The organism is Pseudomonas orientalis (assembly GCF_022807995.1).
Taxonomy (GTDB): domain Bacteria; phylum Pseudomonadota; class Gammaproteobacteria; order Pseudomonadales; family Pseudomonadaceae; genus Aquipseudomonas; species Aquipseudomonas orientalis_B.
In genome coordinates, this window is the sequence record NZ_CP094351.1 from 5,757,269 (window position 1) to 5,780,676 (window position 23,408).

Here is a 23,408-nt window from a genome sequence, read left to right on the forward strand (position 1 = left end):
ATTCAGACCGTGTAGAGCGCTTGATCCTACGCGTTTATGCGAGCCAATCCAGGGTCAGAATCAAGCGACGCTCATTCGCCTTCAGTGCGGGCGAGCGGTGAATCAAGCCATGGTGTTCATTGCCATGCCATTTTGTACCCTTGAGCAGCGCCACTTCACCGCAGTGGATGTGCTCGATGCGTTCGGTGGGCTCAGCGTCGGGCTGGCTCAACCGGCGGCGATCCATGACGCCTTCGCGCAGCCATTGGCTGCCGACGCCGGCGTAGGTGGTGATCAGCCGCACGGGCACATGGTCGACATGAAAACGCGGGCACATGGCCTTGTCCAGCAAGCGCAAACGTACGCCGATACGCCTGGCGCCAAGCAGGCAGGCGAATGCGCTGATCAGCCAGGAGACATCGGCGATAAAGCCGTCATAGCCTTCAAGGTCACGGCAACAGGACGCAAAGCCGTGCAAGTTCGGCGCGGAGTCTTCATTGTTTAATTCAACGACCAATGCTTCGCCCAACGGCTCATCAAGCGCCACCACCAGCGCGCCAAAGTCAGCGATATGCAACGGTAATTGGCGCTGCCACAGCGCCAGGTTCACGCCATCTTCCAGGATGCCGGACAGCGCCAGCGGGGTATCGCCGCAGGCCTGGCGGATCACGGGGCGCAGGGGAATGACCGGGGCCAGCATCAGGCGGCTGCCTCCTCATACCAGGGGCCGAAGGGATCAGCCAACTGGCGCCAGCCTTCCACGCCCAGGGCCATTTCTTCATCAGTGAGCAAGCACTGGCCCAGTTCGACGCGCATCTGCGCAAAGTCGATGTTCTGCCCGATAAACACCAGTTCCTGACGGCAATCGCCAGTGCTCGGCTGCCAATTGCCCATGATTGCCGCGACACTTTCTTCGTCCTGCGGCCATTGGCTTTTCGGCACGAAGCGCCACCAGCGCCCGGCAAAACCATGGCGCATCAAGCCACCGGCCTGAGACCAGCTGCCGGCGTCCTGATGTTTGCTGGCCAACCAGAAGAAACCTTTGGAACGCAACAGCTTGCCGTTCACCCAGGGGCGGTCGATGAAGTCGAAAAACCGCTGCGGATGGAAGGGCCGGCGCGCGCGGTAAGCGGTGGAGGCAATTCCGTACTCTTGGGTTTCCGGCACGTGTTCACCGCGCAATTCCTGCAACCAGCCCGGTGCCTGGGCGGCCCGTTCGAAATCAAAGCGGCCGGTGTTGAGGATCTTGTTCAGCGGCACTTGGCCCATGACCATCGGAATGATCTGCGCCTGGGCGTTGAGGCGCTCGAGGATTGCCATCAACTCTTCGCGCTCGTGGCTGCCGATCAGGTCGATCTTGCTGATCAGTATCACGTCGGCAAATTCGATCTGTTCGATCAGCAGGTCGGTGATCGAGCGCTCATCTTCGTCGCCCAGGGTTTCGCCGCGTGAGGCCAGGCTTTCTGCGGCTTGATAGTCGAGCAGGAAATTCATGCCGTCGACCACGGTGACCATGGTGTCCAGGCGCGCGATGTCCGCCAGGCTTTGCCCGTTTTCATCGCGAAAGGTGAAGGTTTCGGCCACAGGCATGGGTTCGGAAATGCCGGTGGATTCGATCAGCAGGTAATCGAACCGACCTTCCGCGGCGAGCTTGCCGACTTCTTCAAGCAAGTCTTCGCGCAAGGTGCAGCAGATGCAGCCGTTGCTCATCTCCACCAGCTTTTCTTCAGCGCGATTGAGGGTGACGTCGCGCTGGACCTCGCTGCCATCGATATTGATTTCGCTCATGTCGTTGACGATCACCGCCACGCGCAGGTTTTCGCGGTTGCGCAGTACATGGTTGAGCAGCGTGCTCTTACCGGCGCCGAGAAAGCCGGACAACACGGTAACGGGTAGACGATTGGGCATCAGGTCGCTCTCATCAGGCTGCCCGGTCAAGCCAGGCTTTGTTTTATGTTATAGTATAACAATAGAAACAAGCCAACCTTCCTTGCTCCGCGTGACAAAGGGCGCGAAGCTTGATCACCCTCCAATCCTGAGAAACCCAATGAAACGCCTGTGGTACATCCTGCTATTGGCAGCGGCGGGACCTGCCTGTGCCCAATCCCCCAGCCTGTTGGCCCACTGCACGCGCAGCGCCACCCTGCTGGCCTGCGTGGACCCGCTGGGCAATGCCTACAGCGTGGCGACCGTTGGCAGCACCACGTATTTGCGCGGTTTCGAGGTGATCGGCAAACGCTACTGGGCACAAACCAACAGCCGCTATGGGCAATTGACGTTCTTTACCGGGTTGGCCTCGGACGGTGAGACGTGGGTCGGCTACACGCGGCGCGTGGGCTGGACCACCCTTAACCGCTTCTCCAGTTCCGGTGGCGCCAGCGCCGCCTTCACCTGCAGCCGAATCACCGGCTGTTAGACCTGGCCTTTCTTCTGCTCCTGCATCCACGCCATGTAGCTGTTCATCGGTGGGTTCTTCTCGAAGTATTTTTTAAGCCCGTCGAACAGACCATCGGCAACCGCCTGTTGATGGCGCGCCGTCACCAGCCGCTGGGCGTCCTGGGCATTGGAGATAAAGCCGGTCTCGACCAGGATCGATGGCACGTCCGGTGATTTGAGGACCGCGAATCCGGCCTGCTCCACCCGCTTCTGGTGCAGGCTGGTGATGTTTTGCAGGCTACCCAGCACCGAGCTGCCCAGTTGCAGGCTGGAAGCGATGGTGGCGTTCATCGACATGTCGAGGATTACTCCCGCGAGCATCGGGTCCTTGTCCTTGAGATTCAGCAATGTCGTGGCGCCCAGCAGGTCCGCGCCGTTTTCGCGCTGTGCCATGAAGCGTGCGGTCGCGGAGGTGGCGCCGCCTTCGGACAACGCGTACACCGAGGCGCCCGAGGCGGTGAGCCGGGGGGCGGCGTCGGCATGCACGGAAATGAACATATCGGCTTTGTGCTGACGGGCGATGTCCACGCGCTTGCGCAAAGGCACGAAAAAGTCGTCGTTGCGCACCAGTTTCACGTCGAAACCCTTTTCGCGCTTCAAGCGTCTGGCCAGCAACTGAGCGATCGACAGCACCACGTCTTTTTCGCGCTGGCCCCTGGAGCCGATGGCGCCGGGGTCCTTGCCGCCGTGACCCGGGTCGACCACCACGATGATGTCGCGCCGGGGATGGGTTTTATCCACCGGCGCGATCAAGGGCACAGGCTCAGCGGCGATTTGACGAGGCGCCGACGTGGCGCGGGTCAGGTCGAGCACCAGGCGATGGCCCTGGCCCTCCTGGGGCGGCAACAGGAAACTGTTGAGCTGCATCGGCGCGGCCAGGTCCAGCACGATGCGGGTGTCGTTCGCGCCGAAATGCCCGGAACGGATCGAGGTAATTCCGCTGTTTTTCAGCGCCAGCTGGGAGAAGTCACCACTGAGCCCGGCACCGCTCAGGTCGATGATCAAGCGTTCCGGGGCGGTCAGTGAAAAAGTCTTGTACTGCACCGGGCCGCTGAGGTCGAAGACCAGCCGCAGCTTATCGTCCGAACGCCACAGGCGCGCATTGCGGATCTGCGTGGCGAACGCCCCCGCAGGAAAGGCGAGCAGGGGGCTGAGCAGCAGCAGGTTGAGGAGCTGACGTCTGTGCATGACCGATACCGCGAATAAGGGAGCGTCCCTGCTCGACGTGACTGAAGAAAGGCTGGAGCAGAAAATTCATCGTGGATCTTATTGTTATACTATAACATGTCGAATTATTTCCAACGATGGACCTGCTTATGAATGCGCTGACTCTGCCGGATATCGCCGCGCAGGCTTCACGCCAAGCCTTGCCACTCGACTGGGTGGGCATGTGCGGCGTTGCCTTGCCTGTCCTGTTCGATGGCCAACGCCTGCCCGCCACCGCCGATGCAGGTGTGAGCCTGGATGATGGTCTGGCGCGTGGCATTCATATGTCACGCCTGTACCTGGCCCTGGAGATGTTCGACCAGCAGCCACTAACGCCCGCACTTTTGCGTAATGTACTGGAGCGCTTTCTCGACACACATGAAGATTTATCTAATAACGCCTACCTGCGTATTCACACAGACTTGCTGTTAAAACGCCCTGCCCTGGTCAGCCCTTTAGACGGTTGGAAGAGCTATCCGGTAAGCATCGAGGCGCGTCTGGAAAACCAGATGTTCCACGTGGAACTAAAAATTGACGTTACCTATTCATCAACTTGTCCATGCTCAGCCGCGCTCGCCAGGCAGTTGATTCAACAGCAATTTATGAATGATTTCGCCAACACGCCATTGCAACACGCGGACGTACTGACCTGGCTCGGCAGCGTCAACGGCATTGTCGCCACGCCCCACAGCCAGCGCAGCAGCGCGCAGTTGCACGTGCATCTGCAAGGCGAACAACTGGCGATTGTCGATTTGATCAACAGTGCCGAAGCCGCCCTCGGCACCGCCGTGCAAACGGCAGTGAAACGTGCCGACGAGCAAGCCTTCGCTCTGGCCAATGGGCAAAACCTGATGTTCTGCGAGGACGCCGCGCGCCGCCTTAATCTCGCCTTGAAACGCTCGGATGCGGTCAAAGCCTTTCACCTCAAAGTGGTCCACGCCGAAAGCCTGCACGCGCACGATGCCGTGGCTGAAAGCCGCTGGACGAGACCTTCCACATGATCACCTGCAACGCGTTGCGCTGGGGCGCTCCGGGCCAACCGCTGACCCCCGCCGTGGATTTCACCCTGGAAAAAGGCAGCCTCACCGGCGTAATCGGCCCCAATGGCTGTGGCAAAAGCAGCCTGCTCAAGGTCATCGCCGGCTTGCAGAAGCCGCTGGCGGGTAACGTCAGCGTGGATGTTGCACGGCGTGGCGGCCTGGCCTTCCTGCCCCAGCAGCAACATTTGGACCGTCAGTTTCCTATCAGCCTGCAAGAACTGGTCGCCGCAGGTCTGTGGGGCACTCGGCTCACGCCGCCGCAACGCAGCGAGCGCCTGCACGCTGTGCTGGAAGACTGGTGCCTCGGCGGCCTGGAGCAACGCCCGTTAATGGCCTTGTCTGGCGGGCAACTGCAACGCGCCCTGCTCGCCCGCATGAGCCTGACCGACTCGCCGGTGTTGCTGCTCGACGAACCCCACGCCGCCCTCGACGAAGAAGGCCAGGCGCTGTGCTGGAAACACATCCATGCCTGGCATGACGAAGGCTGCACGCTGATGGTGGTCTGTCATGACTTGGCGTCGGTGCGCCATCACACACAACAGGTGCTGCACATCAAAAGCACGGGCTGCGCGCTGGGATCGAGTAAAACGTTGATCCGCCCACAACCGCAGTTGCAGGTGGCCTGATGCATTTTGCCGCCCACTTGTGGATGCCCTTTGTCGATTTCGTATTCATGCGCCGCGCGCTGATCGGGGGCCTGGTGCTGGCCTGCAGCACCGCGCCGCTCGGGGTGTTCCTGATCCTGCGGCGCATGAGCCTGATCGGTGATGCGGTGGCCCACGGCATTCTGCCCGGCGCCGCCCTTGGCTTCTGGTTCGCCGGGCTGAGCCTGCCCGCGCTGACCATCGGCGGCCTCGGCGCAGGGCTGAGCATGGCGGGGCTGTCCGCGTGGATCACCCGCCGTACCGGCTTGCGCGAAGACGCCAGCCTCGCGGCCATCTACCCCATCTCCCTTGCCGCCGGGGTGTTGATCCTTGGTATCGCCGGCAAGCGCCTGGACCTGCTGCACCTGCTGTTCGGCTCGGCGCTGGCGGTGGATGAAACCACCCTCACCGGCATGCTGTGGGTCACCGGCTTCAGCCTGATTGCCATGGCGCTGATCTACAAACCGCTGCTGCTCGATACCCTCGACCCGCTGTTCCTGCAAACCGTCAGCCGCCTGGGCCCGCTTGCCCACGGATTGTTCCTGACCCTGGTAGTGCTGAACCTGGTGATCGGTTTCCAGGCCATCGGCGCCTTGATGGTGGTGGGTTTGATGATGCTGCCGGCCATCGCTTCACGCTTCTGGAGCCGGCGCCTGCCGGTGTTGATTGCGGTATCGGCCGTGCTGGGATGCCTGTCGGTGTGGCTGGGTCTGCTGTTGTCGTTCTACTACTCACTGCCCAGCGGCCCGGCCATCGTGCTGGTGGCGGGCGGCGGGTATTTGTTGTCCGTGGTCTTCGGTCCGGTGCACGGCTTGCTGCGCCGCCCGCCCTTGCTGTCCTCCCAATGAGGTGTTTTCCGATGCGCGCTCTACTCGTGCTGTTCAGTCTGCTGCTGCCGCTCTCGATGGCCCAGGCCGCCGACAAACTCCAGGTGGTCACCAGCTTCAGTATCCTGGATGACATCACCCATCAGATCGGTGGCGACCATATTCAGATCAGCAACATGGTCGGCCCGGACGCCGACGCCCACACCTACGAACCCACGCCGGACGATGCCAAGGCGCTGCTCAAGGCCAAGCTCATCATCAAGAACGGCCTGGGCTTCGAGCCATGGCTGGACCGCCTGGTGGCCAGCACTGAAACCCAGGCCACGGTAGTCACCGCCAGCAAGGGCGTGATTTCCCACACCATGGACGAGGACGGCGAAACCATCCCCGACCCGCACGCCTGGCACAACCTGGCCAACGCCGAAATCTACGTCAACAACATCACCAAAGCGCTGGTAGCCGCCGACCCGGCCAACCAGGCTGACTACCTGCGCAACAGCCAGGCCTACCTGAAGGACATCCACCGCCTGCTGGCCGAAGCCAAGGTCAAGTTCGGCGCACTGCCTGCCGGTAACCGCCGTATCGTCACCTCCCATGACGCCTTCGGTTACCTGGGCCAGGCCTACGGTATCCAGTTCCTCGCGCCCCAGGGCCTGTCCACCGAGCGTGAACCATCGGCCGCCGAAGTGGCCGCGTTGATCACCCAGATCCGCAAGGACAAGGTCAAGGCCGTGTTCATGGAAAACATCAAGGACTCACGCCTGCTCAAGCAGATTGCCGACGAAAGCGGCGCACAGATCGGCGGCACGCTGTACTCCGACGCCCTCGCCACAGAAGGGCCGGCCAGTACCTTTATCGGGCTGTTCGAATACAACCTCAACACCTTGTGCGCGGCGCTGAGCAAACCATGATTCGCAAGAACCCTTCCGGCGACCTGCCGGTGATTGCCGAATCGGCCTACGTCGACAAAACCGCGATCATCTGCGGCAAGGTCATCATCGGCGAAAACGTGTTTGTGGGTCCCTACGCCGTGATCCGCGCCGACGAAGTCGACGCCTGCGGCGCCATGGACCCGATCACCATCGGCGCCAATTCCAATATCCAGGACGGCGTGGTGATTCACTCCAAATCCGGTGCCGCCGTGACCATCGGCGAGTTCACCTCGATTGCGCACCGCTCCATCGTCCATGGCCCCTGCACCGTCGGCGACCGCGTGTTCATCGGTTTCAACAGCGTGCTGTTCAACTGCGCCGTGGGCGACGGTTGCGTGGTGCGGCATAACTCGGTGGTGGACGGCCGCGACCTGCCCGCTGCCTTCTATGTACCCTCCACCACCCGCATCGGGCCCACTACCGACCTGTCGCAATTCCCACCGGTGAGCGTCAGCGCCTCGGAGTTTTCCGAAGACGTGGCGCGCACCAATGTCGACCTGGTGCGCGGTTACAAAGCCCTGCAAAACGAGTTCTGAAGCAGGAGCCGGGTGTTGATTGGCAATGCCCGGCTGGGTCAGGCGCGAGGTTTGACGGTGCCGCAATCGTTACCCAGCCACTGGGCGTGAGTATCCAGGCTGCCCTTTTGCTGGATGCCGGTGGCATTGAATGTACCGTTGACGGTGGTGGTGAATTCTTTCTGGCTCTGGAACGTCGCCACGCCCGTGCCTTGGGCTTTAGGGCAACTGAAACGGAATTTCCACTGGTTGCCGGTCTTGTCGGTCACTTGCTGTTTGCAGCCCGATTGCGGGTCGGTCAGGGGGATGGAATCGGAAGCGACTTGGGCCGGCGTCAGGCACACCTGCACGCCTTTACCGGCCATGGTGATGCCCTGCTTTTCGAGCATGGCGCGCTGTTCAGGGGTCATCTGTTGCTTGAGCTGACCGAGGATCAGCGACAGGTCGGGCAGGTCCTGGTTATCGACTTTCATATTGCTGGTGGTCAATTCCCACAAACCCGGCGCCAGCATCTGCGCCTGCGCCGCCACCGGCAGCGACAAACCAACAACCATGGACAAACACAGCAGACGAGCATTCATCGGGTAACTCCTGGGCAATTGTCGGCGTTAGACGCCGCAAAGGCGCCAGTGTTGCACGGCAAATAAAATAGCGACATTCGTTGTGGAACATGGTCTGTTACGCACTGGACTGCCCGGAGTGATGTCGTTCATGGATTTTTTTGGCCCGCACCTGCTCGCCTACTTCATTGCCACGCTGCATTTTTTCGGGAGCCTCGCCGCGATCCACGCGGTACTGACCGTCAGGACCGCCCAAGGCTCGATTGCCTGGGCCTTGTCGCTGATGTTCATGCCCTATCTCACGCTGATTCCCTACCTGATTTTCGGGCGCAGCACCTTCGACGCCTACATCCAGGCGCGCCGCCAGGCCAACCAGGAAATGCACCGGGCAATCGCCGAGCTGAACTGGCGCCCGTGGGTGGAGGAAGCGCTCGCCGCGCGCAACTCAAGTGCCTATGCCTCCTTGCGCGCCATGCCCAAATTAGGCCGCATGCCTTGCCTGGCCAATAACCAGGTGCAGTTGCTGGTCAATGGCGACGCCACCTTCAGCGCCATCTTCGAGGCCATCGGCAACGCGAAAACCGCCGTGCTGTTCCAGTTTTTCATCATTCATGACGATGACCTCGGGCGCCAATTGCACCGGTTAATCACGGCAAAAGCAGCCGAAGGTGTGGACATCTACGTGCTCTACGACCGCATCGGCAGCCACGCCCTGCCCCATGGCTACGTGCAATCGCTGCGCGACGCCGGGGTGAAGGTCAAGGCCTTCGCCACCCGCAGTGGCTGGTTGAACCGCTTCCAGGTCAACTTTCGTAATCATCGCAAAATCGTGGTGGTGGACGGCGTCACCGGGTTTGTCGGCGGGCACAATGTGGGCGATGAGTACTTGGGCAAAAAGCCGCCGTTGTCACCCTGGCGCGATACTCACGTGCAGGTCACCGGCCCGGTGGTAGCGTGCTTGCAGGAATCCTTCGCCGAGGACTGGTTCTGGGCCGCGCGGGCATTGCCGCCGCTGATCCTGCCGGACGCTTATCCGGAAGACGGCGTGCTCTGCCAGTTGCTCGCCAGCGGGCCGGCGGACCCGTATGAAACCTGCTCGCTGTTTTTCGTCGAGGCCATTCACGCCGCGACCGAACGCGTGTGGATCACCAGCCCGTATTTCATCCCTGACGAAGCGGTGTTCGCCGCCCTGCGCCTGGCCGTCCTGCGCGGCGTGGATGTGCGCGTGCTGCTGCCCTCGCGACCCGACCACCGCATCGTGTACGCCGCCTCCAGCCTCTATGCCATCGAAGCGGTACGCGCCGGCGTGCGGGTGTTTCGCTACACCCCAGGGTTCCTGCACCAAAAGGTGGTATTGGTTGACAGCGAAATCAGCGCCATCGGCAGCGCGAATATGGACAACCGTTCGTTCCGGCTGAATTTCGAAGTGATGTTGCTGACGGTCGACGAAGCCTTCGCCAAAGAGGTGGAGCAAATGCTGCTGGACGACTTCGCCCAGGCCCATGAAGTCAGCCAGGAAGAAAGCCGCGAAACCCGGCGCCTGCAACAACTGGGCATGCGGGTGGCACGCTTGATTTCACCCATTCTTTAAAATGTGGGAGGGGGCTTGCCCCCGATTACGGTGTGTCAGCCAACCAATGGGTTACTGATACACCGCTATCGGGGGCAAGCCCCCTCCCACATTTTGATCTGCGGTGTTCTTAGCGGTAGATATCTTCCCGCGTCCACGGCAGTTCATGGCTGCCATCGGCATGGGCTTTCACCGCCAGGATCTGGTGCAGGTTGATCCAGCCCCGGGCGAACGCATAGGCGCAACCGGCCAGGTACAGGCGCCAGATACGCAACGCGTGCTCCGGTACCATCTTCGCGGCCGCTTCGAGGTTGTCCTCCAGGCGCTCGCTCCAGTGGTCCAGCGTGCGGGCGTAGTGCAGGCGCAGGCTTTCGACATCCACCACTTCCAACCCGGCTTCGCTGATTTGCGCCGTCATCATCGCCAGGTGCGGCAGCTCACCGTTGGGGAAGACATAGCGCTCGATAAATTCCCCGGCGCCACGGCCCACCGGACGACCGTCGGTATGTTTGGCGGTAATGCCATGGTTCATCACCAAGCCGCCTTCGCGCACGGCGCCAAACAGAATCCGGCAGTATTGCGCCAGGTTGGCGTGGCCGACATGTTCAAACATGCCCACGCTCACCACCTTGTCGAAACGGCCGTCCTGGGGCAGGTCGCGATAGTCGAGCAGTTGCAGGTCGACCTGCTCTTCCAGACCTTCGGCTCTGACCCGCTCCTTGGCCAGGGCCAGTTGTTCCTTGCTCAGGGTAATCCCGAACACCCTGACCCCGAACTCCCGCGCCGCAAACCGCGCAAGCCCGCCCCAGCCGCAGCCTACATCGAGCAGGTACTCACCGGGCTGCAGCCGCAATTTGCGGCACAGGTGGCGAAATTTGTCTTGCTGGGCCTGGTCGATGGACTCGCTGCCGGTTTCGAAATAGCCGCAGGAATAGGCCATGTCCTGGTCCAGCCATAGCTGGTAGAACTCGTTGGACAGGTCGTAATGGTAGGAGATGGCCGCCGCGTCGGTCGCCTTGTCGTGGATCGAGCGCACCGGACGAGGTCCGTCGTCGTCTTCGATCAAAGCGTGACTCAACTCGTCACATACCCTGATCACCTCGGCAATGGAGCCCTCCAGCTCCAGCTTGCCCTCGACGAAGGCTTCGCCCAGTGAATCGAGCGTGGGATGGGTCAGCTGTGTGACGACCGTGGGGTCCTTCACCACAATGGTCACACTGGGCTCAGGGCCCAGGTTGAATTCATGGCCGTCCCAGAGTCGCAGACGCAGCGGTAGCTGAAGATTCTGTAAGGCCGGTGGAAGTTGCGCGAGCATGAGTAGTCCCCCCTTATTTCAGACGTCTGGTGCGAGGGTAGATCATCCCAAATAAAGTAGGAAGCTATCGATTAAATAACTGCCTGCCATCAAGCCCGACGCTCGAGCAACCCGTCCTGGATCCACTGTTTCAACCATGTGGCCGCTTGCAGTGGCGCACCCTCTCCATAAGTGACTGCCAACTTGAGGCACAGTTCTGAAAAGTTCCAGCCGGTGGTCGTCATGCCTGACAGGGCACGTGCCTCATCCGGTTCGAGGCTGCGGTACTGGCATAGGTTCTGATGGCGCCACACCAGACAGACTCGCGCCACATCCAGCGTCTGGCTGCCGGGAAAGTTCGATTCATCCTTGCTGGACCGCCAGATATCCACGGTATTGAAACGGCACAGCACATGTTGCGCCGAAGGTGCCAGCGACACGCGCAACTGCGGCCAGTGCTCAGGCGCCAGTTGCGCCATGTGATCAAGGGTCAACGGCTCGCCCGCGGGCGCGTCGAATGCCAGGGTGAACGCCCACTCCAATTGCGCCAGTTCAACCAGCGGAGCACTTTGTGCGGCTTCCAGATACTCGAGGATAAACACCGCAAAACGCTCACCCAGCCAACGCAGGCTGTAATGGTCCGATGGGTAACGACGGATATAGGCCTGGCTCAACGCGGCAAATTCTTCGTCACCCAACCAATAGCGGATGGCGGCGAAGTCATGGCGCAGCACTTCCTGCAAGCGGGAAAGATAAGCGTTGTGATAGATCGCCAGGCCCGTTTCCACACCCAGCGTCGGACCGCCGAGCAAGGTCGCGGCAAAACCATCGGCGGCGGTGAGCGTTTCAGACAACAGATGTGCCTCGAAGGCCAGTTGCCAATCGATCAGGCGCATTGCGACCTCCCGGCCAACGCAGCGGCACCCAGTTCCCGGGCCTTGCTCAATTCGGCCAGCAGCTCTTCGAATGGCGGAAAGTGATCGTCGCGTTCCAGCAACGTCGACACCGGCCCCAGATGTTCCAGCGTGCGCTGATAGAGCGCCCACACCGGGTCGCACACCGGGTGATCATGGGTATCGACCACGTAGTCGCCGTAATCCACGTGCCCCGCCAGATGCAGCTGGCGAATGCTCTCAGGCGGCAGGTTGCGAATGAACTCCCAGGCATCGAACCCGTGGTTGCGCGAGCTGACGTAGACATTGTTCACGTCGAGCAGCAGCTGGCATCCCGTCAGGTGCGTCAACGCATTGAGAAACTGCCACTCGGTGAATTCATCCGCCTTGGAGCGTACGTAGCTGGAAACGTTTTCCAGCACCAGCGGGCGTTGCAGTACGTCTTGTACCTGACGCACGCGACTGGCCACGTGGTACAGGCTTTCCTCGGTGTAAGGCAGGGGCAGCAGGTCATGCAGCTGGTGTGCGCTGCCACGGCTCCAGCACAGGTGATCGGAAATCCATGCCGGCTGGATGCGCGCGGCAAGCTGCCGGATGTGCTTGAGGTAATCGGTATCGATGGCATGGGGGCCGCCGATCGACAGCGACACACCGTGCATCACCAGAGGGTAGCGTTCGGCTATCGCGTCCAGGTAGTACAAGGCTTTGCCGCCCTGCACCAGATAGTTCTCGGAGATCACTTCGAACCAATCCACCGCAGGGGATTGGGCAAGGATCTGCTCATAGTATTCGTTGCGTAAACCCAGGCCGTAACCCAGGGAGGGGAAAGAACGGGTCATCATGCGCTCCTGGGAGTGTCCGCAGCGGCGCGATGGCCGCTGCGGGCTGCTCTCACGTGTCGGTTACTCGCCGACTTTGCCACCGGCCTTGTCGCACTCAGCCTTGGTCATGGCCTTGAAGCCGTGCCCCTTGCAGACCGCCTGGCCTTTGCAGGCGTTTTCAGCGGTTTTGCAGTCGTTCATGCCTTTGCAGGAGGTGACGCCGTAGCAATGAACCGGCGCGTCGGCGGCCTGTACCTGGGTGGCGACGCCGGCAAACAGGGAAGCGGCAGCAATCGCCAGGGCAGCACCGGAAACGGCGTTTTTGATATTCATTGTGTAGTCCTCAAGTGGTGGTGTCGGTCTGGACGGATTGCCCAGTCTCGACACACCACTAGAGTGAGGCGCCCTTTTCGCGTTACAGCCTTCTACAAAAATTTCTGGAATTATTCGTCAAGCTTTAACAGCGGCTCCTGAAAGCGCAGCAGGCGCCCGGCGTTACCGAGTACCAGTAAGGTGCTGAGGTTATGCAGCACTGCGGCAATCATGGCCCCGGCGGCGCCCAGCCAGCCGAAGGCGGCAAACACCACGATGGCCAGCGTCCAGCCCAGGCCGATGACCACGTTGACCTGCAAGGTGCGCCGGCATTGGCGACTCAAGCGCACGCACGTACCCAGGCGACGCAGGTCGCTGCCGATCAGCACCACATCGGCCGAGGCCAGCGCGATATCGGCACCGCCCGCGCCCATCGCCACGCCGACCACGCCGGCTTTGAGTGCCAGAGAATCGTTGATCCCATCCCCCACCACCATCGGCCGGAAACCGCTGCCGATCTCCCCCAGCACACGGTTGAGTTTGTCTTCCGGCAGCGCCTGGGCCTGGACCTCACCGATGCCTACATTCTCGGCCAGGCTGTCGGCCACGCTTTGGCGGTCGCCGGTAAGCAGCAGTTGGCGTCCCAGCCCCAGATCGCGCAGCTCCTGCAGGGCCTGACGCGCTTCCGGCTTGACGCTATCGGCCAGCAGCAACCAGGCCAGGAATTGCCCGTCCAGCGCCAGCCCGGCAATCGGGCCGTCGTGGTCAGGTACAGAGGTGGTGCCGATATTCAGTTGCTCGAACAGTTCGGGACGGCCCAGCGCCGCTTCGCCCTGCTGCGTGTGCGCAACCACACCGAGCCCCTGGCGCTCGCGAATATCGCTCAGCGCCAGCAACTGTTCCTGTGTCGCCAACCCCGCCAGTGCGCGACTGACCGGATGGCTGCTGGCCGATCCGAGGCTGGCCGCCAGGTTGAGCAACGCCTGGCGATCGGTCGAAGCGGTTTGGATGGACTGCAGACGCAAGGTACCGAAGGTCAGGGTGCCGGTCTTGTCGACAACCAGCGAGGTGAGGTCCGCCAACTCTTCCAGAAACGCCGAGCTGCGAATCAGGATGCCATGGCGCGCGGCGACCGCGATTCCGGCAATCGCGGTCGCCGGCGCCGACAACACCAACGCACACGGACACGCCGCCACCAGCACGGCAAGCATCGCCTGGGCGTCATGAGTGACAAACCAAGTGACCGCCGCCAGCAACAGCACCAGCACCATATAGCTACCGGCGTAGCGCTCCAGCAACCGTGTGATCGGCGGTTTGGCACGCTCGGCGTTCTGCATCAGCGCAATGACCTTGCCCAGGGTCGACTCATTGCCCGTGCGCGTCACTTCAAGGCGCAGCAGGCCGTCCAGGTTGATCGCACCGCCGAATACCTGTACGCCCACACTGGCCTCCAGGGGCACCGACTCACCGGTGATCGGCGCGGTGTCCAGGCTGGCCTGGCCCGACAGCACCACGCCATCGGCCGGCACGCGGTCGCCGGCGCGCACTTCGACTACATCACCGGTGTTCAGGGTGCCGTTATCCACTTCCACTATGCTGCCGTCAGCCTGCACCCGGCGCGCATGGCTGCGGGTGAGCTTGCCCAGCGCATGGATCGCTTCCTGTGAACCGATGACACTGCGCTCTTCAAGCACATGCCCGAAGATCATGATGATCGGCAGCAAGGCCGCGGTCAGCAGATCGCCCGTGGCCCAGGCGCCCATCATCGCCAGCGCGATCAATTGGTCGGTGATGCCATGCAGGCTCGGATAGCGCAGGCTGTACCAGGCCGAACGCATCACCGGCACGGCCACCAGCAGCGAGGCGACGCCGAGCAGCAACTGGCTGACCCCGCTCTGGTCCGCCGCCAGCCAGCGCCACACCAGGCCCAGTAGAAGCAAGCCCAGGGCCAGCATGGCCAAGGTCAATTGCCGGGCGGCGCTGCGCTGTTCGGCGGTGGTCAGCATGGGTGCGCTCATTGCTCGGCTCCCTGGAGAATCAAACGGGCGTCGTCTTTGGGATCGACCGTGGTCACCGAGCCGGCCTGGCCCAGAATCTTCGGCAGGCGCTCACGGTACAGACGCAGCAACAGGCCCGGGTCTTTCACTTGCGCCAGGCCGGCGACGGTGGCGGTCTGCGCCTGGGCATTGGCCAGACGCTCACTGGCCTGGGCATGGGCGACCTGCACCTGGCGGTCGGCTTCCTGGTTGGCGGTCTGGGTGAGCTTTTGCGCATCGGTGCGCGCGTTGGCCACCGCTTTGTCGGCTTGCTGGCTGGCGGTGAGTACCGCGTTGAACGCGTTCACCGCCGGGCCCGGCAGGCTCGATTGCACATCGACCCGGGTCACTTCGATGCCCAGCCCCAGGCCGCTGGCGGTCAACTGCGCCAGACGCTGATTGATGCCTTGCACCAAATCACCACGCAGCCGTTCGCGGCGCTCGGCGGCGCCGTTGTCAGTGCCGATCAATTCAGGGCGCGCCACTAAGATAGTGTCCAGGTCCCGCGCCGCCGCCAGGGCAACCGCGCTGCGCGTCACCAGGCGGTCCAGCGCGGGCAGCACATGCTCGCCCTGCAATACAAAGGCATAGGGTTCGGTGACCTTGTAGAAGGCTCGCACATCCAGTTGCACGATCCCGGCATCACCGGTCAGCAGATAGCCGGAGCCGGCCAGCGTATCGCTCAAGGGTGTGGCGAAACTGGCCACGCGGTCCGCCTGCACCGCCACATCCGAACGCAACAGGTTCTCCACCCGACGCTCGATCACCCGGTCCGCCGCCGGCAACAACACCACCTGCTCGAACGGTTGCGGCCATGCCAGCAGCAGCCCGGCATTCTGAATGCGGTCCAGGGCGCCGAAGTGCAGCACCATGGCGCGGTTCTGCGGGTCGATCTGGCGCACGTTGGAAAACGCCCAGGCCAACGCCGCCAAGACGGTGACTGCGTACAGCGCCAGGAACGTCAGGCGCCCGGCCTGGATCCAGGGGCTGTCCGGGCTGTCACGCTCACTCATGGCTGAACATCCTTCGGTCCATCCACCAGCGCGCGGAACGGGGCGGCATCGGTGCGCAGGATGATCCTGGTACTTGGCGTCACCACGGTACCCAGGGTATCCAGCGAGCGCAGCAGGTTGTACAGCTGCGGGTTGCCCGCGTAGGCACGTCCGTAGATCTGCGCCGCCTCGACCCGCGATTGCGCTTCGATATCAGCGGCCTTGACCGTGGCCTCGGCTTGTACGATTCGCGCATCACGCTCGGCCGCCGAGCGGATCTGCGCCGCCTCGCGCTTGCCCACGGCAGTGCGCTCGGTGGCGATGGTTTCACGTTCGGCACGCATGCGGTCGACCGTGGCGGTGAGGGTTACCGACGGCAACGTCAGCCGTTCGATGCCGACCTGGGCCACGCGTACGCCATAGGTGGCGAGCAATTGTTGATCGATCTGCCGGCGCAGTTGGGCTTCGAACTCGGCGATGCGCACCTGGCTGGCGTCGGTGTTTATCAGGCTGGACAGGTCAAAACTGGCCGCCGTGGTCTCCAGCGCCGAGCCGACGAAGGTACGGATCTGCCGCGCCGCTTCATCCGGCTGGTTCTGCACCGCGCGCATGAAGCGCTGCACATTGTCGGTATCGCCCTGCACCTGCCACGCCACGTAGGCCTGCACGATGATGCGCAGGCCATCGCGGGTGCCCACATCCTGCAACCCGCTGGAGGTGGTGCGCAGGCGCAGGTCCACCGGAATCGCCGCTTCGAACGGCGCCGGCCAGCGCCAGCCCAGGCCCGGCTCCAGCAGCACCCGCACCGGGTTGCCGAACCGGGTTATCACCGTGGCCTCGCCGGAACGCACCTGCACCAGGCTCGCCGCCGCGATGGCGAACAGCACAAGCAGTACAGCCCAGGCCATGCGCCGCCAGGGGAAAGGCCCGGCCGCCTGTTCATCGCCGTGATGGTGGTGATGGCCGTGATGATGATGACCGTGATCGTGAGAATGAGCGCTCAACAGACAGACTCCTTATTGAACGGCTTTACGCGGCGTCGAGGGATCGGCCGGCAAGGTAAAAGAACGCAGATCGATCGTCGGCGCACTGTCGGCGCCCAAGCGATGATCCAGAATAAGCAGTTTGGCGTGGGCCAGGCCCTGGCTGAGCTGGCCCAGGTACTGCTCCAGCACGAAGGCTCGGCCTGCCGTGGCATAGGCTTTTTGCTCGGCAACAAAGCGCAGGTTCGCCGCCTGGGCACCGGCATTCACTTCGCGGGCGGTGGCCTGGGCCTGGTCGCGGGCCGTGCTGGCCTGCAGCAACGCCTGGTTGGTCTGCTCACTGGCCGCGCCGCGCTCGCGCGCGATCAATGCCTGCGCACCGATCTGCGCGGCCTGCACGCCGTGGTAGGCGTTGGCGGCGCCGGCCGGCGGGTGGATCGCTTCAACGACGGTGGCGAGGATTTCCACACCGCTGTCGAGTGCATTCAGGTCCGCTTGTACGGTGCGACCGATCTCGTCGGCGAGGCTGGTGCGTTGTTCGCCGAGCAATTCGTCGAGGGTGCGCGAGGCGAACTCATGCACCAGGATACGGCTGGCGGTGCTGCGAATCAGGCTCGGCACATCGGCGCTGTGGTAGGTGGCGGCCAGCGCGGCCTGGTCCGTCAGGCCGATGCGATAGACGAACCGCACGTCCATATTGACGATCTGGAAGCTCTGCTTGTCGCCGCTGCTGCTGGCGATGACCTGGGATTTGTCGTTCACATGGCTGGCGTCCCACAAGCGATTGGCGATCAGCGGCGCCGGGCCTTCGGCGCTGGCCGACTCAGGTGCGGCCGTTTCGCTGACGCTGGTCGCCAGCTCATGCACCACGCCGTTCTCCACGTTCAACACGCGGCCCAGCGGCCAGGGCAACCCGGCGTGCAGGCCCGGGCCGAACACCTCTACCGGTTTGCCGAAACGTTCATAAATTCCACGGCCGTGCAGCGGCACTTCATGCACGCCCGTCAGCGCCCAGCCGACCGCCAGCACCACCAGCAGCACCGGCAGGAATGCGCGACGCATGTAGGTAAACGCCCAAATCTGGCGCAGGTCGATGCCGAAGCGGTTATGCAGTTCATGCTGCAAGGCCAGCAAGGGTTGCGGTGGCCAGCGCAGCAGGCCGGCGACAAAGCTTTGCGCGATCAGGCGCGGTTCCAGAAGCGGCTGGCGCGGGCTGAACAGCGACAGCACGCCGCGCAGCAGAAACTCCAGCGCCACCAGCGCGGGCAGCAGGCCGATCAGCACTGCCAGACGCAACGGCCACACCGACTCGGCACCGGCGAACAGCAGGCATATCGAGCTGATCAGCAGGCAACCGATCGCCACGCGGCACAACTGCGCCAGGGGCGAGGCTTCAGGCCACTGCGCAGGCGTTTGCTGGGCCAGGCGCCGCTCGAACACCAGCAAACCGAACGCCAGCGCCAGTCCCAGCGCCGCGCCGATGCTGGCGGACTGACCGACAGCTGCGGCGGGTAGCGTCAGGTTCCAGAACTCGATGATGCTGATCAGCGCCAACAGTGACCAGCCGCACAACCACAACACCGGCGCGCCAATCTGATCGCTTATGCGCTCGACAAGGCGAGCGTAGCGGCCCGTCTCTGCGACCGGCGCATCAACTGCCGGCTCTTCCAGTGCCTGGGCACGCCAATCGGCAACCCACCACGCCGACTGCAACCCGGCAACCAGCACGAACAGGGCCGATGAGCAATTGATCAGCACCACCGGCCAGATCGATACCGGTGCAAACAGCGCGACAAATAGCGCCAATACCCAACCGGTGACCGCCAGGGCTGTCAGGCTGATACCGGCTTGCCTCAAACGACGGGCATGGAACAACCCCTGCTGAAAACGCGGCAGCCCTTCAACCGAAGCGCCGTCAGTTTCTAGATCCACTTGCATCCACTCAACGCTCGCTTGTACATAATTCGTTACGATATAACACACGGCGTGAAATTTTTGTTCGCTTTTGGCCACGCCGCCAATCCTTGTGGGAGGGGGCTTGCCCCCGATGGCCATGCATCTGTAATACATGTGTTGACTGACACACCGCTATCGGGGGCAAGCCCCCTCCCACATTTGAATCTGCGCTTTCTCGAGACCGTGACTAAACCCCCATAAACACGTGACATCACTGGTGCGCCCTGCAATTAATCGGCACACTCCAGTACAGTTTTTCGCGGGTCCACGGACAAGGAAGCATCACCCCCCATGATCTCCATTTATCAGCTCAAACCGCGTTTCCAGAACCTGCTGCGCCCCCTCGTGCAACGCCTGTATGACAACGGCACCACCGCCAACCAGATCACCGTGCTGGCCGGCGTCATTTCCGTGCTGGTGGGCCTGCTGATCGCCAGCTTCGCCCAGCATCTGTGGCTGTTTGCACTGATCCCGCTGTGGATGATCGTGCGCATGGCCCTCAACGCCATCGACGGCATGCTCGCGCGGGAATTCGGCCAGCAATCACGCCTGGGCGCCTACCTCAACGAGCTGTGCGATGTGATCGCCGACAGCGCGTTGATCCTGCCGTTTGCGCTGATCCCCGGCGTGAGCCTGGCGCCCGTGCTGCTGGTGACGTTGCTCGCGGTATTCAGCGAATACGCCGGCGTGCTGGGGCCGATGGTGGGCGCATCGCGCCGCTATGACGGGCCGATGGGCAAGAGTGACCGGGCGTTCGTACTCGGCGTGCTGGCCACCGGCGTGGCGCTGGGCTGGCTCGGCGCCGGGTGGGTTGAAGGCGCGATGTGGCTGGTCGCCGCCCTGCTCGCCTACACCCTGGTCAACCGGGTACGTCAGGGTCTCAAGGAACAATCAGCAACCTCACCGATTGCATAAGGATTTTTGCGATGCGCGAACAGCAACAGCACACCTTCAGCACCCATGACGGCGTCGAGCTTTTTTACCGGCACTGGCCGGCCACGGCAGACGCCGAGCCGCGCAAGGCCATTGTGTTGTTCCATCGCGGTCATGAGCACTCAGGGCGAATCGCGCACTTGGTGGATGAACTGGGCCTGCCCGACTTCGACTACTTCGCCTGGGACGCCCGTGGCCACGGCCAGTCCCCCGGCGAGCGCGGCGACAGCCCCAGCTTTGCCACCAGCGCCCGCGACGTGCAGACCTTCTGCGACCACATAGGCGCCACCTACGCTATCGAAGAGGAAAACCTCGCCGTTATCGCCCAAAGCGTCGGCGCGGTGATCGCGGCCACCTGGGTGCATGATTACGCACCGAAGATCCGTGCCCTGGTACTCGCCTCCCCGGCCTTCAAGGTCAAGCTTTACGTGCCTTTCGCACGCCCGGGCCTGGCCCTGATGCAAAAGTTTCGCGGCAACTTTTTCGTCAACAGCTACGTCAAGGCCAAGTTCCTCAGCCATGACCCGGAGCGCGTGGCGTCCTACGACAGCGATCCGCTGATCACCAAGGCCATTTCGGTGAATGTGCTGCTGGGCCTGTACGAAGCGGCCGACCGGGTTGTAGCCGACGCCCAGGCCATTCAGGTGCCGACCCAATTGCTGATCTCCGGCTCCGACTTCGTGGTGCACCGTAAACCCCAGCAGCAGTTTTTCGAGCGTCTCGGCAGCCTGAAAAAAGAGCTGCATGTGCTCCCCGGTTTCTTCCATGACACCCTCGGCGAACGTGACCGCGCCGTGGCCGTCAGCAGCGCCAGGCGCTTTATCCTGCAGAACTTCGCGCAGCCGCTGGACCGCGCCAGCCTGCTGGACGCCGACAAACTGGGCGCCACCTGCGCCGAATCCGAAGCTCTCGCCGCACCCCTGCCGCGCAATTCCCTGCGCGATCTGTACTGGCGCATGACGCGCGCCAGCATGGGTCTGGGCAAGAACCTGTCCGACGGGGTGAAACTGGGCTTCGACACCGGTTTCGATTCCGGCAGCACCCTGGATTACGTGTACCGCAATACCCCTACCGGCAAAGGCGCGCTGGGGCGGATGATCGACACCAACTACCTGAATTCCATCGGCTGGCGCGGCATTCGTCAGCGCAAACTGAACGTCGAAGAACTGCTGCGCCTGGCCATGGCCCGGTTGCGCGCGGACGACCGCGACGTGCGTATCGTCGATATCGCCGCCGGCCACGGCCGTTACATTCTCGAAGCCTTGCAGGGTGTCTCGCCGCTGCCGGAATCGATCCTGCTGCGCGACTACAGCGACATCAACGTGCGCGACGGTGCTGCATTGATCCGTGAAAAAGGCCTGGGAGATATCGCCCAGTTCATCAAAGGCGATGCGTTTGACCGGGCGAGCCTGGCGGCGCTGGAGCCCAAGCCAACGCTGGCGGTGGTGTCCGGGCTCTATGAATTGTTTGCCGATAACGCCATGGTCGGCGGTTCGTTGGCGGGTCTGGCCGAAGCGGTGGAGCCCGGTGGTTATCTGGTCTACACCGGCCAACCGTGGCACCCGCAGCTGGAACTGATCGCCCGCGCCTTGACCAGCCACCGCCAGGGCCAGGCCTGGGTGATGCGTCGGCGCAGCCAGGCGGAAATGGACCAACTGGTGGCGGCTGCGGGCTTTCGCAAGATCACTCAGCGTGTGGATGAGTGGGGCATTTTCACCGTGTCCCTGGCGCAGAAGATCTGAGCATGCGCGAACCCGGCTTATTCAAACCAGCGCTGCTTTGGCTGCTGCTGTTGGCGCCGCTGTTTTTCAGCACCTACGGCCTCGCCACTTGGGTCACCACCCAGCGCAGCGATGTGGGCACGCTGGTGTTCGGCTGGGAAACCCATATGCCGTTCTGGGCCTGGACCATCGTGCCTTATTGGTCCATCGACCTGCTCTACGGTTTTTCCCTGCTGCTGCCGAGCACCCGCCACGAACTCAGGCAGCACGCCCTGCGCCTGCTGACGGCCCAAGTGATTGCCGTCAGTTGCTTCCTGATCTGGCCACTGCGCTTCACTTTCGAACGGCCGGAACTGGACGGCGTGTTCGGCTGGTTGTTTGCGGTATTGGCCGGCTTCGACAAGCCCTTCAACCAGGCGCCCTCACTGCATATCGCGCTGCTGGTGATCCTGTGGGTCATGTACCAGCGACATACCCAGGGTTTCTGGCGCTGGGCAGTGCACGGCTGGTTTGCGCTGATCGGCATTTCCGTACTGACCACTTATCAACATCACTTTATCGACTTACCCACAGGCGCCCTCGCCGGCTGGTTGTGTGTGTGGTTATGGCCGGTGGAACACGCCAGCCCACTGCTCAGTGCCCGACTGACGCACGACGCGAAACGCGGCTGGCTGGGTGCGCGCTACGGCCTCGGCGCGCTGGCGCTGCTGACCCTGGCGCTTGCCTTGGGCGGTTGGGGGTTATGGCTGCTATGGTCGGCGGTATCCCTTGGTCTGGTCGCGACCAACTACTGGCTGCTGGGTGCGGAGGGCTTTCAGAAACGCAACGATGGCCAGCTGACGCCTGCAGCGCGTTGGCTGTACGCACCCTATCTGGCCGCCGCCTGGATCAATTCGCGGCTGTGGACATGCGGCCATCCACAACCCGACCGGATTGTGGATAACGTCTGGCTGGGGCGCATTCCTGCGGCCAGGGAGCAACAATCATTCAAAGCGATCGTCGATCTCTGCGCCGAATTGCCGATTGATCCACAGGGCCGCCGTTATCACTGCATTCCTGTTCTGGACTTGATCACGCCAACCTCCGCCGAATGCCTGCAAGCGGCCCAGGCCATCGAGCGCTTGCGCGCAGACGGCCCGGTGCTGGTGTGCTGCGCCCTGGGCTATTCGCGCAGCGCAACGGCCATCGCAGCCTGGCTGTTGCACAGCGGGCGCGCGGCGACGGTCGATCAAGCGCTGGCTATTATTCGTACAGCACGGACACGCGTGGTCCTGCATCCCGCGCATCGCTTGGCTTTGGAGGGTTTGTCCCATGCCCGCTGACATGGAACTGCAAGTGGTCGCCAGCCTGCTGCGGCGTGGCCGTTCGCTGGACCAGTTATCCACAGGCCTGACACTGGTCGGTGTGCTGTTCGGCCTGGCCCAGTTGCTGATGGCGAGTGTTTCGACGATCTGTCTGCTGCTGGCGTTGTGGATGATCATTCTGGGCCTGTTACAAAAATACTGGGCACTGCGCGTAGCATTCGATGCCGATTTGTTCGCCCTGCTGGCCCGCGACACCCAGCGCACCCCGGACCTTGACCAGGCCCTGCAAACCCTTGGCCTGCAATCGGCCAGGCGCGCAGGCCGGCCTTGGGTCGAACGCCGTCGCGGCGCCCTTAAACTGTTGCGCAAACAGGCCTGGTTGCTCGGCGCGCAAGCGCTGCTGACCCTGGGCGTCATCCTCGCCAGCCCCTGGCTACCTTTCGCCGGATAAGGA

The 23,408-nt window shown here is 62.7% G+C and carries 23 protein-coding genes; 11 read left to right on the plus strand and 12 right to left on the minus strand.

Translation table 11 applies throughout. The annotated features are described in order from the left end of the window. Nucleotides 1–34: 34 nt before the first annotated feature. On the minus strand, nucleotides 35–679 hold the full coding sequence (locus tag MRY17_RS25885; RefSeq protein WP_243353062.1) for a DUF1826 domain-containing protein: 645 nt from the start codon (nucleotides 677–679) through the stop codon (nucleotides 35–37). Continuing rightward, the gene (gene zigA, locus MRY17_RS25890) at nucleotides 679–1,887 is read right to left on the minus strand and encodes a zinc metallochaperone GTPase ZigA (protein WP_243353063.1); all 1,209 of its coding nucleotides are present in this window, start codon (nucleotides 1,885–1,887) and stop codon (nucleotides 679–681) included. Before zigA ends, MRY17_RS25885 begins: the two co-directional genes overlap by 1 nt. A 139-nt stretch (nucleotides 1,888–2,026) precedes the next feature. Between zigA and MRY17_RS25895 the strand changes: the two genes are divergently transcribed. Next, nucleotides 2,027–2,395 carry a glutamine synthetase gene (locus MRY17_RS25895; RefSeq protein WP_181284450.1) on the plus strand — a complete coding sequence of 123 codons (369 nt, stop codon included), beginning with the start codon at nucleotides 2,027–2,029 and terminating at the stop codon, nucleotides 2,393–2,395. Here the strand turns inward: MRY17_RS25895 and MRY17_RS25900 are convergent. Further along, the gene (locus tag MRY17_RS25900; protein ID WP_181284449.1) at nucleotides 2,392–3,603 is read right to left on the minus strand and encodes an N-acetylmuramoyl-L-alanine amidase; all 1,212 of its coding nucleotides are present in this window, start codon (nucleotides 3,601–3,603) and stop codon (nucleotides 2,392–2,394) included. The two genes, MRY17_RS25895 and MRY17_RS25900, sit on opposite strands and share 4 nt — an antisense overlap. Nucleotides 3,604–3,731: 128 nt before the next feature. Between MRY17_RS25900 and folE2 the strand changes: the two genes are divergently transcribed. Genes folE2 through MRY17_RS25925 form a run of 5 tightly spaced genes read left to right on the plus strand, consistent with a single transcriptional unit; the run spans nucleotide 3,732 to nucleotide 7,600 of the window. Continuing rightward, nucleotides 3,732–4,622: a GTP cyclohydrolase FolE2 gene (gene folE2, locus MRY17_RS25905; protein ID WP_191952467.1), complete on the plus strand. Its 891-nt coding sequence runs from the start codon at nucleotides 3,732–3,734 to the stop codon at nucleotides 4,620–4,622. Further along, nucleotides 4,619–5,287 carry a metal ABC transporter ATP-binding protein gene (locus MRY17_RS25910; protein ID WP_243353064.1) on the plus strand — a complete coding sequence of 223 codons (669 nt, stop codon included), beginning with the start codon at nucleotides 4,619–4,621 and terminating at the stop codon, nucleotides 5,285–5,287. The genes folE2 and MRY17_RS25910 overlap by 4 nt, the downstream gene beginning before the upstream one ends. Further along, nucleotides 5,287–6,153: a metal ABC transporter permease gene (locus tag MRY17_RS25915; protein WP_181284446.1), complete on the plus strand. Its 867-nt coding sequence runs from the start codon at nucleotides 5,287–5,289 to the stop codon at nucleotides 6,151–6,153. Before MRY17_RS25910 ends, MRY17_RS25915 begins: the two co-directional genes overlap by 1 nt. Before the next feature lie 11 nt (nucleotides 6,154–6,164). Next, entirely contained in the window at nucleotides 6,165–7,043 is an 879-nt protein-coding gene (locus MRY17_RS25920) for a metal ABC transporter substrate-binding protein (protein ID WP_181284445.1), read from the plus strand. Further along, the gene (locus tag MRY17_RS25925; RefSeq protein WP_124434557.1) at nucleotides 7,040–7,600 is read left to right on the plus strand and encodes a DapH/DapD/GlmU-related protein; all 561 of its coding nucleotides are present in this window, start codon (nucleotides 7,040–7,042) and stop codon (nucleotides 7,598–7,600) included. Before MRY17_RS25920 ends, MRY17_RS25925 begins: the two co-directional genes overlap by 4 nt. A 38-nt stretch (nucleotides 7,601–7,638) precedes the next feature. Here MRY17_RS25925 and MRY17_RS25930 read toward each other — a convergent pair whose 3' ends face one another. Continuing rightward, a complete protein-coding gene (locus tag MRY17_RS25930; protein ID WP_065886672.1) occupies nucleotides 7,639–8,160 on the minus strand; it encodes a DUF3617 domain-containing protein in 522 nt (173 codons plus the stop codon). Nucleotides 8,161–8,290: 130 nt separating this feature from the next. Here MRY17_RS25930 and cls point away from each other — a divergent pair, with 130 nt between their 5' ends. Further along, complete coding sequence (cls, locus tag MRY17_RS25935; RefSeq protein WP_243353065.1) at nucleotides 8,291–9,730, plus strand: cardiolipin synthase; 1,440 nt, start codon at nucleotides 8,291–8,293, stop codon at nucleotides 9,728–9,730. 109 nt (nucleotides 9,731–9,839) lie between these two features. Here the strand turns inward: cls and cfaB are convergent, their stop codons facing one another. From cfaB to hflK (MRY17_RS25975), 8 genes are all read right to left on the minus strand, one after another. Beyond that, entirely contained in the window at nucleotides 9,840–11,024 is a 1,185-nt protein-coding gene (gene cfaB, locus MRY17_RS25940) for a C17 cyclopropane fatty acid synthase CfaB (RefSeq protein ID WP_191956277.1), read from the minus strand. A gap of 89 nt (nucleotides 11,025–11,113) precedes the next feature. After that, nucleotides 11,114–11,899: an HvfC/BufC N-terminal domain-containing protein gene (locus MRY17_RS25945; protein ID WP_191952463.1), complete on the minus strand. Its 786-nt coding sequence runs from the start codon at nucleotides 11,897–11,899 to the stop codon at nucleotides 11,114–11,116. Beyond that, complete coding sequence (bufB, locus tag MRY17_RS25950) at nucleotides 11,890–12,735, minus strand: MNIO family bufferin maturase (protein WP_181284441.1); 846 nt, start codon at nucleotides 12,733–12,735, stop codon at nucleotides 11,890–11,892. Before bufB ends, MRY17_RS25945 begins: the two co-directional genes overlap by 10 nt. Before the next feature lie 63 nt (nucleotides 12,736–12,798). After that, nucleotides 12,799–13,050 (minus strand): BufA2 family periplasmic bufferin-type metallophore, encoded by a 252-nt coding sequence (bufA2, locus tag MRY17_RS25955; RefSeq protein ID WP_104505206.1) that lies wholly within the window; start codon nucleotides 13,048–13,050, stop codon nucleotides 12,799–12,801. A gap of 110 nt (nucleotides 13,051–13,160) precedes the next feature. Then, a complete protein-coding gene (locus MRY17_RS25960; protein ID WP_243353066.1) occupies nucleotides 13,161–15,047 on the minus strand; it encodes a cation-translocating P-type ATPase in 1,887 nt (628 codons plus the stop codon). After that, nucleotides 15,044–16,078: a protease modulator HflK gene (gene hflK, locus MRY17_RS25965; RefSeq protein WP_243353067.1), complete on the minus strand. Its 1,035-nt coding sequence runs from the start codon at nucleotides 16,076–16,078 to the stop codon at nucleotides 15,044–15,046. Before hflK (MRY17_RS25965) ends, MRY17_RS25960 begins: the two co-directional genes overlap by 4 nt. Further along, entirely contained in the window at nucleotides 16,075–17,064 is a 990-nt protein-coding gene (gene hflC / locus MRY17_RS25970; RefSeq protein ID WP_181284454.1) for a protease modulator HflC, read from the minus strand. Before hflC ends, hflK (MRY17_RS25965) begins: the two co-directional genes overlap by 4 nt. A 9-nt stretch (nucleotides 17,065–17,073) precedes the next feature. Further along, a complete protein-coding gene (gene hflK / locus MRY17_RS25975; RefSeq protein ID WP_243353068.1) occupies nucleotides 17,074–18,978 on the minus strand; it encodes a protease modulator HflK in 1,905 nt (634 codons plus the stop codon). 309 nt (nucleotides 18,979–19,287) lie between these two features. Between hflK (MRY17_RS25975) and MRY17_RS25980 the strand changes: the two genes are divergently transcribed. Genes MRY17_RS25980 through MRY17_RS25995 form a run of 4 tightly spaced genes read left to right on the plus strand, consistent with a single transcriptional unit; the run spans nucleotide 19,288 to nucleotide 23,405 of the window. Continuing rightward, complete coding sequence (locus MRY17_RS25980) at nucleotides 19,288–19,911, plus strand: CDP-alcohol phosphatidyltransferase family protein (protein ID WP_243353069.1); 624 nt, start codon at nucleotides 19,288–19,290, stop codon at nucleotides 19,909–19,911. Nucleotides 19,912–19,922: 11 nt separating this feature from the next. Next, the gene (locus MRY17_RS25985; protein WP_243353070.1) at nucleotides 19,923–21,671 is read left to right on the plus strand and encodes a bifunctional alpha/beta hydrolase/class I SAM-dependent methyltransferase; all 1,749 of its coding nucleotides are present in this window, start codon (nucleotides 19,923–19,925) and stop codon (nucleotides 21,669–21,671) included. 2 nt (nucleotides 21,672–21,673) lie between these two features. Then, complete coding sequence (locus tag MRY17_RS25990) at nucleotides 21,674–22,972, plus strand: phosphatase PAP2/dual specificity phosphatase family protein (protein ID WP_243353071.1); 1,299 nt, start codon at nucleotides 21,674–21,676, stop codon at nucleotides 22,970–22,972. Beyond that, nucleotides 22,962–23,405, plus strand: coding sequence for a hypothetical protein (locus tag MRY17_RS25995; protein WP_181284433.1), 444 nt, complete (start codon nucleotides 22,962–22,964; stop codon nucleotides 23,403–23,405). Before MRY17_RS25990 ends, MRY17_RS25995 begins: the two co-directional genes overlap by 11 nt. The last annotated feature ends 3 nt before the right edge of the window (nucleotides 23,406–23,408 follow it).

Bases quoted from the DNA above. Each gene is read 5' to 3' on its own strand.
- MRY17_RS25885 (WP_243353062.1), bottom strand. From the start codon at position 679: ATGCTGGCCCCGGTCATTCCCCTGCGCCCCGTGATCCGCCAGGCCTGC.
- zigA (WP_243353063.1), bottom strand. From the start codon at position 1,887: ATGCCCAATCGTCTACCCGTTACCGTGTTGTCCGGCTTTCTCGGCGCC.
- MRY17_RS25895 (WP_181284450.1), top strand. From the start codon at position 2,027: ATGAAACGCCTGTGGTACATCCTGCTATTGGCAGCGGCGGGACCTGCC.
- MRY17_RS25900 (WP_181284449.1), bottom strand. From the start codon at position 3,603: ATGCACAGACGTCAGCTCCTCAACCTGCTGCTGCTCAGCCCCCTGCTC.
- folE2 (WP_191952467.1), top strand. From the start codon at position 3,732: ATGAATGCGCTGACTCTGCCGGATATCGCCGCGCAGGCTTCACGCCAA.
- MRY17_RS25910 (WP_243353064.1), top strand. From the start codon at position 4,619: ATGATCACCTGCAACGCGTTGCGCTGGGGCGCTCCGGGCCAACCGCTG.
- MRY17_RS25915 (WP_181284446.1), top strand. From the start codon at position 5,287: ATGCATTTTGCCGCCCACTTGTGGATGCCCTTTGTCGATTTCGTATTC.
- MRY17_RS25920 (WP_181284445.1), top strand. From the start codon at position 6,165: ATGCGCGCTCTACTCGTGCTGTTCAGTCTGCTGCTGCCGCTCTCGATG.
- MRY17_RS25925 (WP_124434557.1), top strand. From the start codon at position 7,040: ATGATTCGCAAGAACCCTTCCGGCGACCTGCCGGTGATTGCCGAATCG.
- MRY17_RS25930 (WP_065886672.1), bottom strand. From the start codon at position 8,160: ATGAATGCTCGTCTGCTGTGTTTGTCCATGGTTGTTGGTTTGTCGCTG.
- cls (WP_243353065.1), top strand. From the start codon at position 8,291: ATGGATTTTTTTGGCCCGCACCTGCTCGCCTACTTCATTGCCACGCTG.
- cfaB (WP_191956277.1), bottom strand. From the start codon at position 11,024: ATGCTCGCGCAACTTCCACCGGCCTTACAGAATCTTCAGCTACCGCTG.
- MRY17_RS25945 (WP_191952463.1), bottom strand. From the start codon at position 11,899: ATGCGCCTGATCGATTGGCAACTGGCCTTCGAGGCACATCTGTTGTCT.
- bufB (WP_181284441.1), bottom strand. From the start codon at position 12,735: ATGACCCGTTCTTTCCCCTCCCTGGGTTACGGCCTGGGTTTACGCAAC.
- bufA2 (WP_104505206.1), bottom strand. From the start codon at position 13,050: ATGAATATCAAAAACGCCGTTTCCGGTGCTGCCCTGGCGATTGCTGCC.
- MRY17_RS25960 (WP_243353066.1), bottom strand. From the start codon at position 15,047: ATGAGCGCACCCATGCTGACCACCGCCGAACAGCGCAGCGCCGCCCGG.
- hflK (WP_243353067.1), bottom strand. From the start codon at position 16,078: ATGAGTGAGCGTGACAGCCCGGACAGCCCCTGGATCCAGGCCGGGCGC.
- hflK (WP_243353068.1), bottom strand. From the start codon at position 18,978: ATGCAAGTGGATCTAGAAACTGACGGCGCTTCGGTTGAAGGGCTGCCG.
- MRY17_RS25980 (WP_243353069.1), top strand. From the start codon at position 19,288: ATGATCTCCATTTATCAGCTCAAACCGCGTTTCCAGAACCTGCTGCGC.
- MRY17_RS25985 (WP_243353070.1), top strand. From the start codon at position 19,923: ATGCGCGAACAGCAACAGCACACCTTCAGCACCCATGACGGCGTCGAG.
- MRY17_RS25990 (WP_243353071.1), top strand. From the start codon at position 21,674: ATGCGCGAACCCGGCTTATTCAAACCAGCGCTGCTTTGGCTGCTGCTG.
- MRY17_RS25995 (WP_181284433.1), top strand. From the start codon at position 22,962: ATGCCCGCTGACATGGAACTGCAAGTGGTCGCCAGCCTGCTGCGGCGT.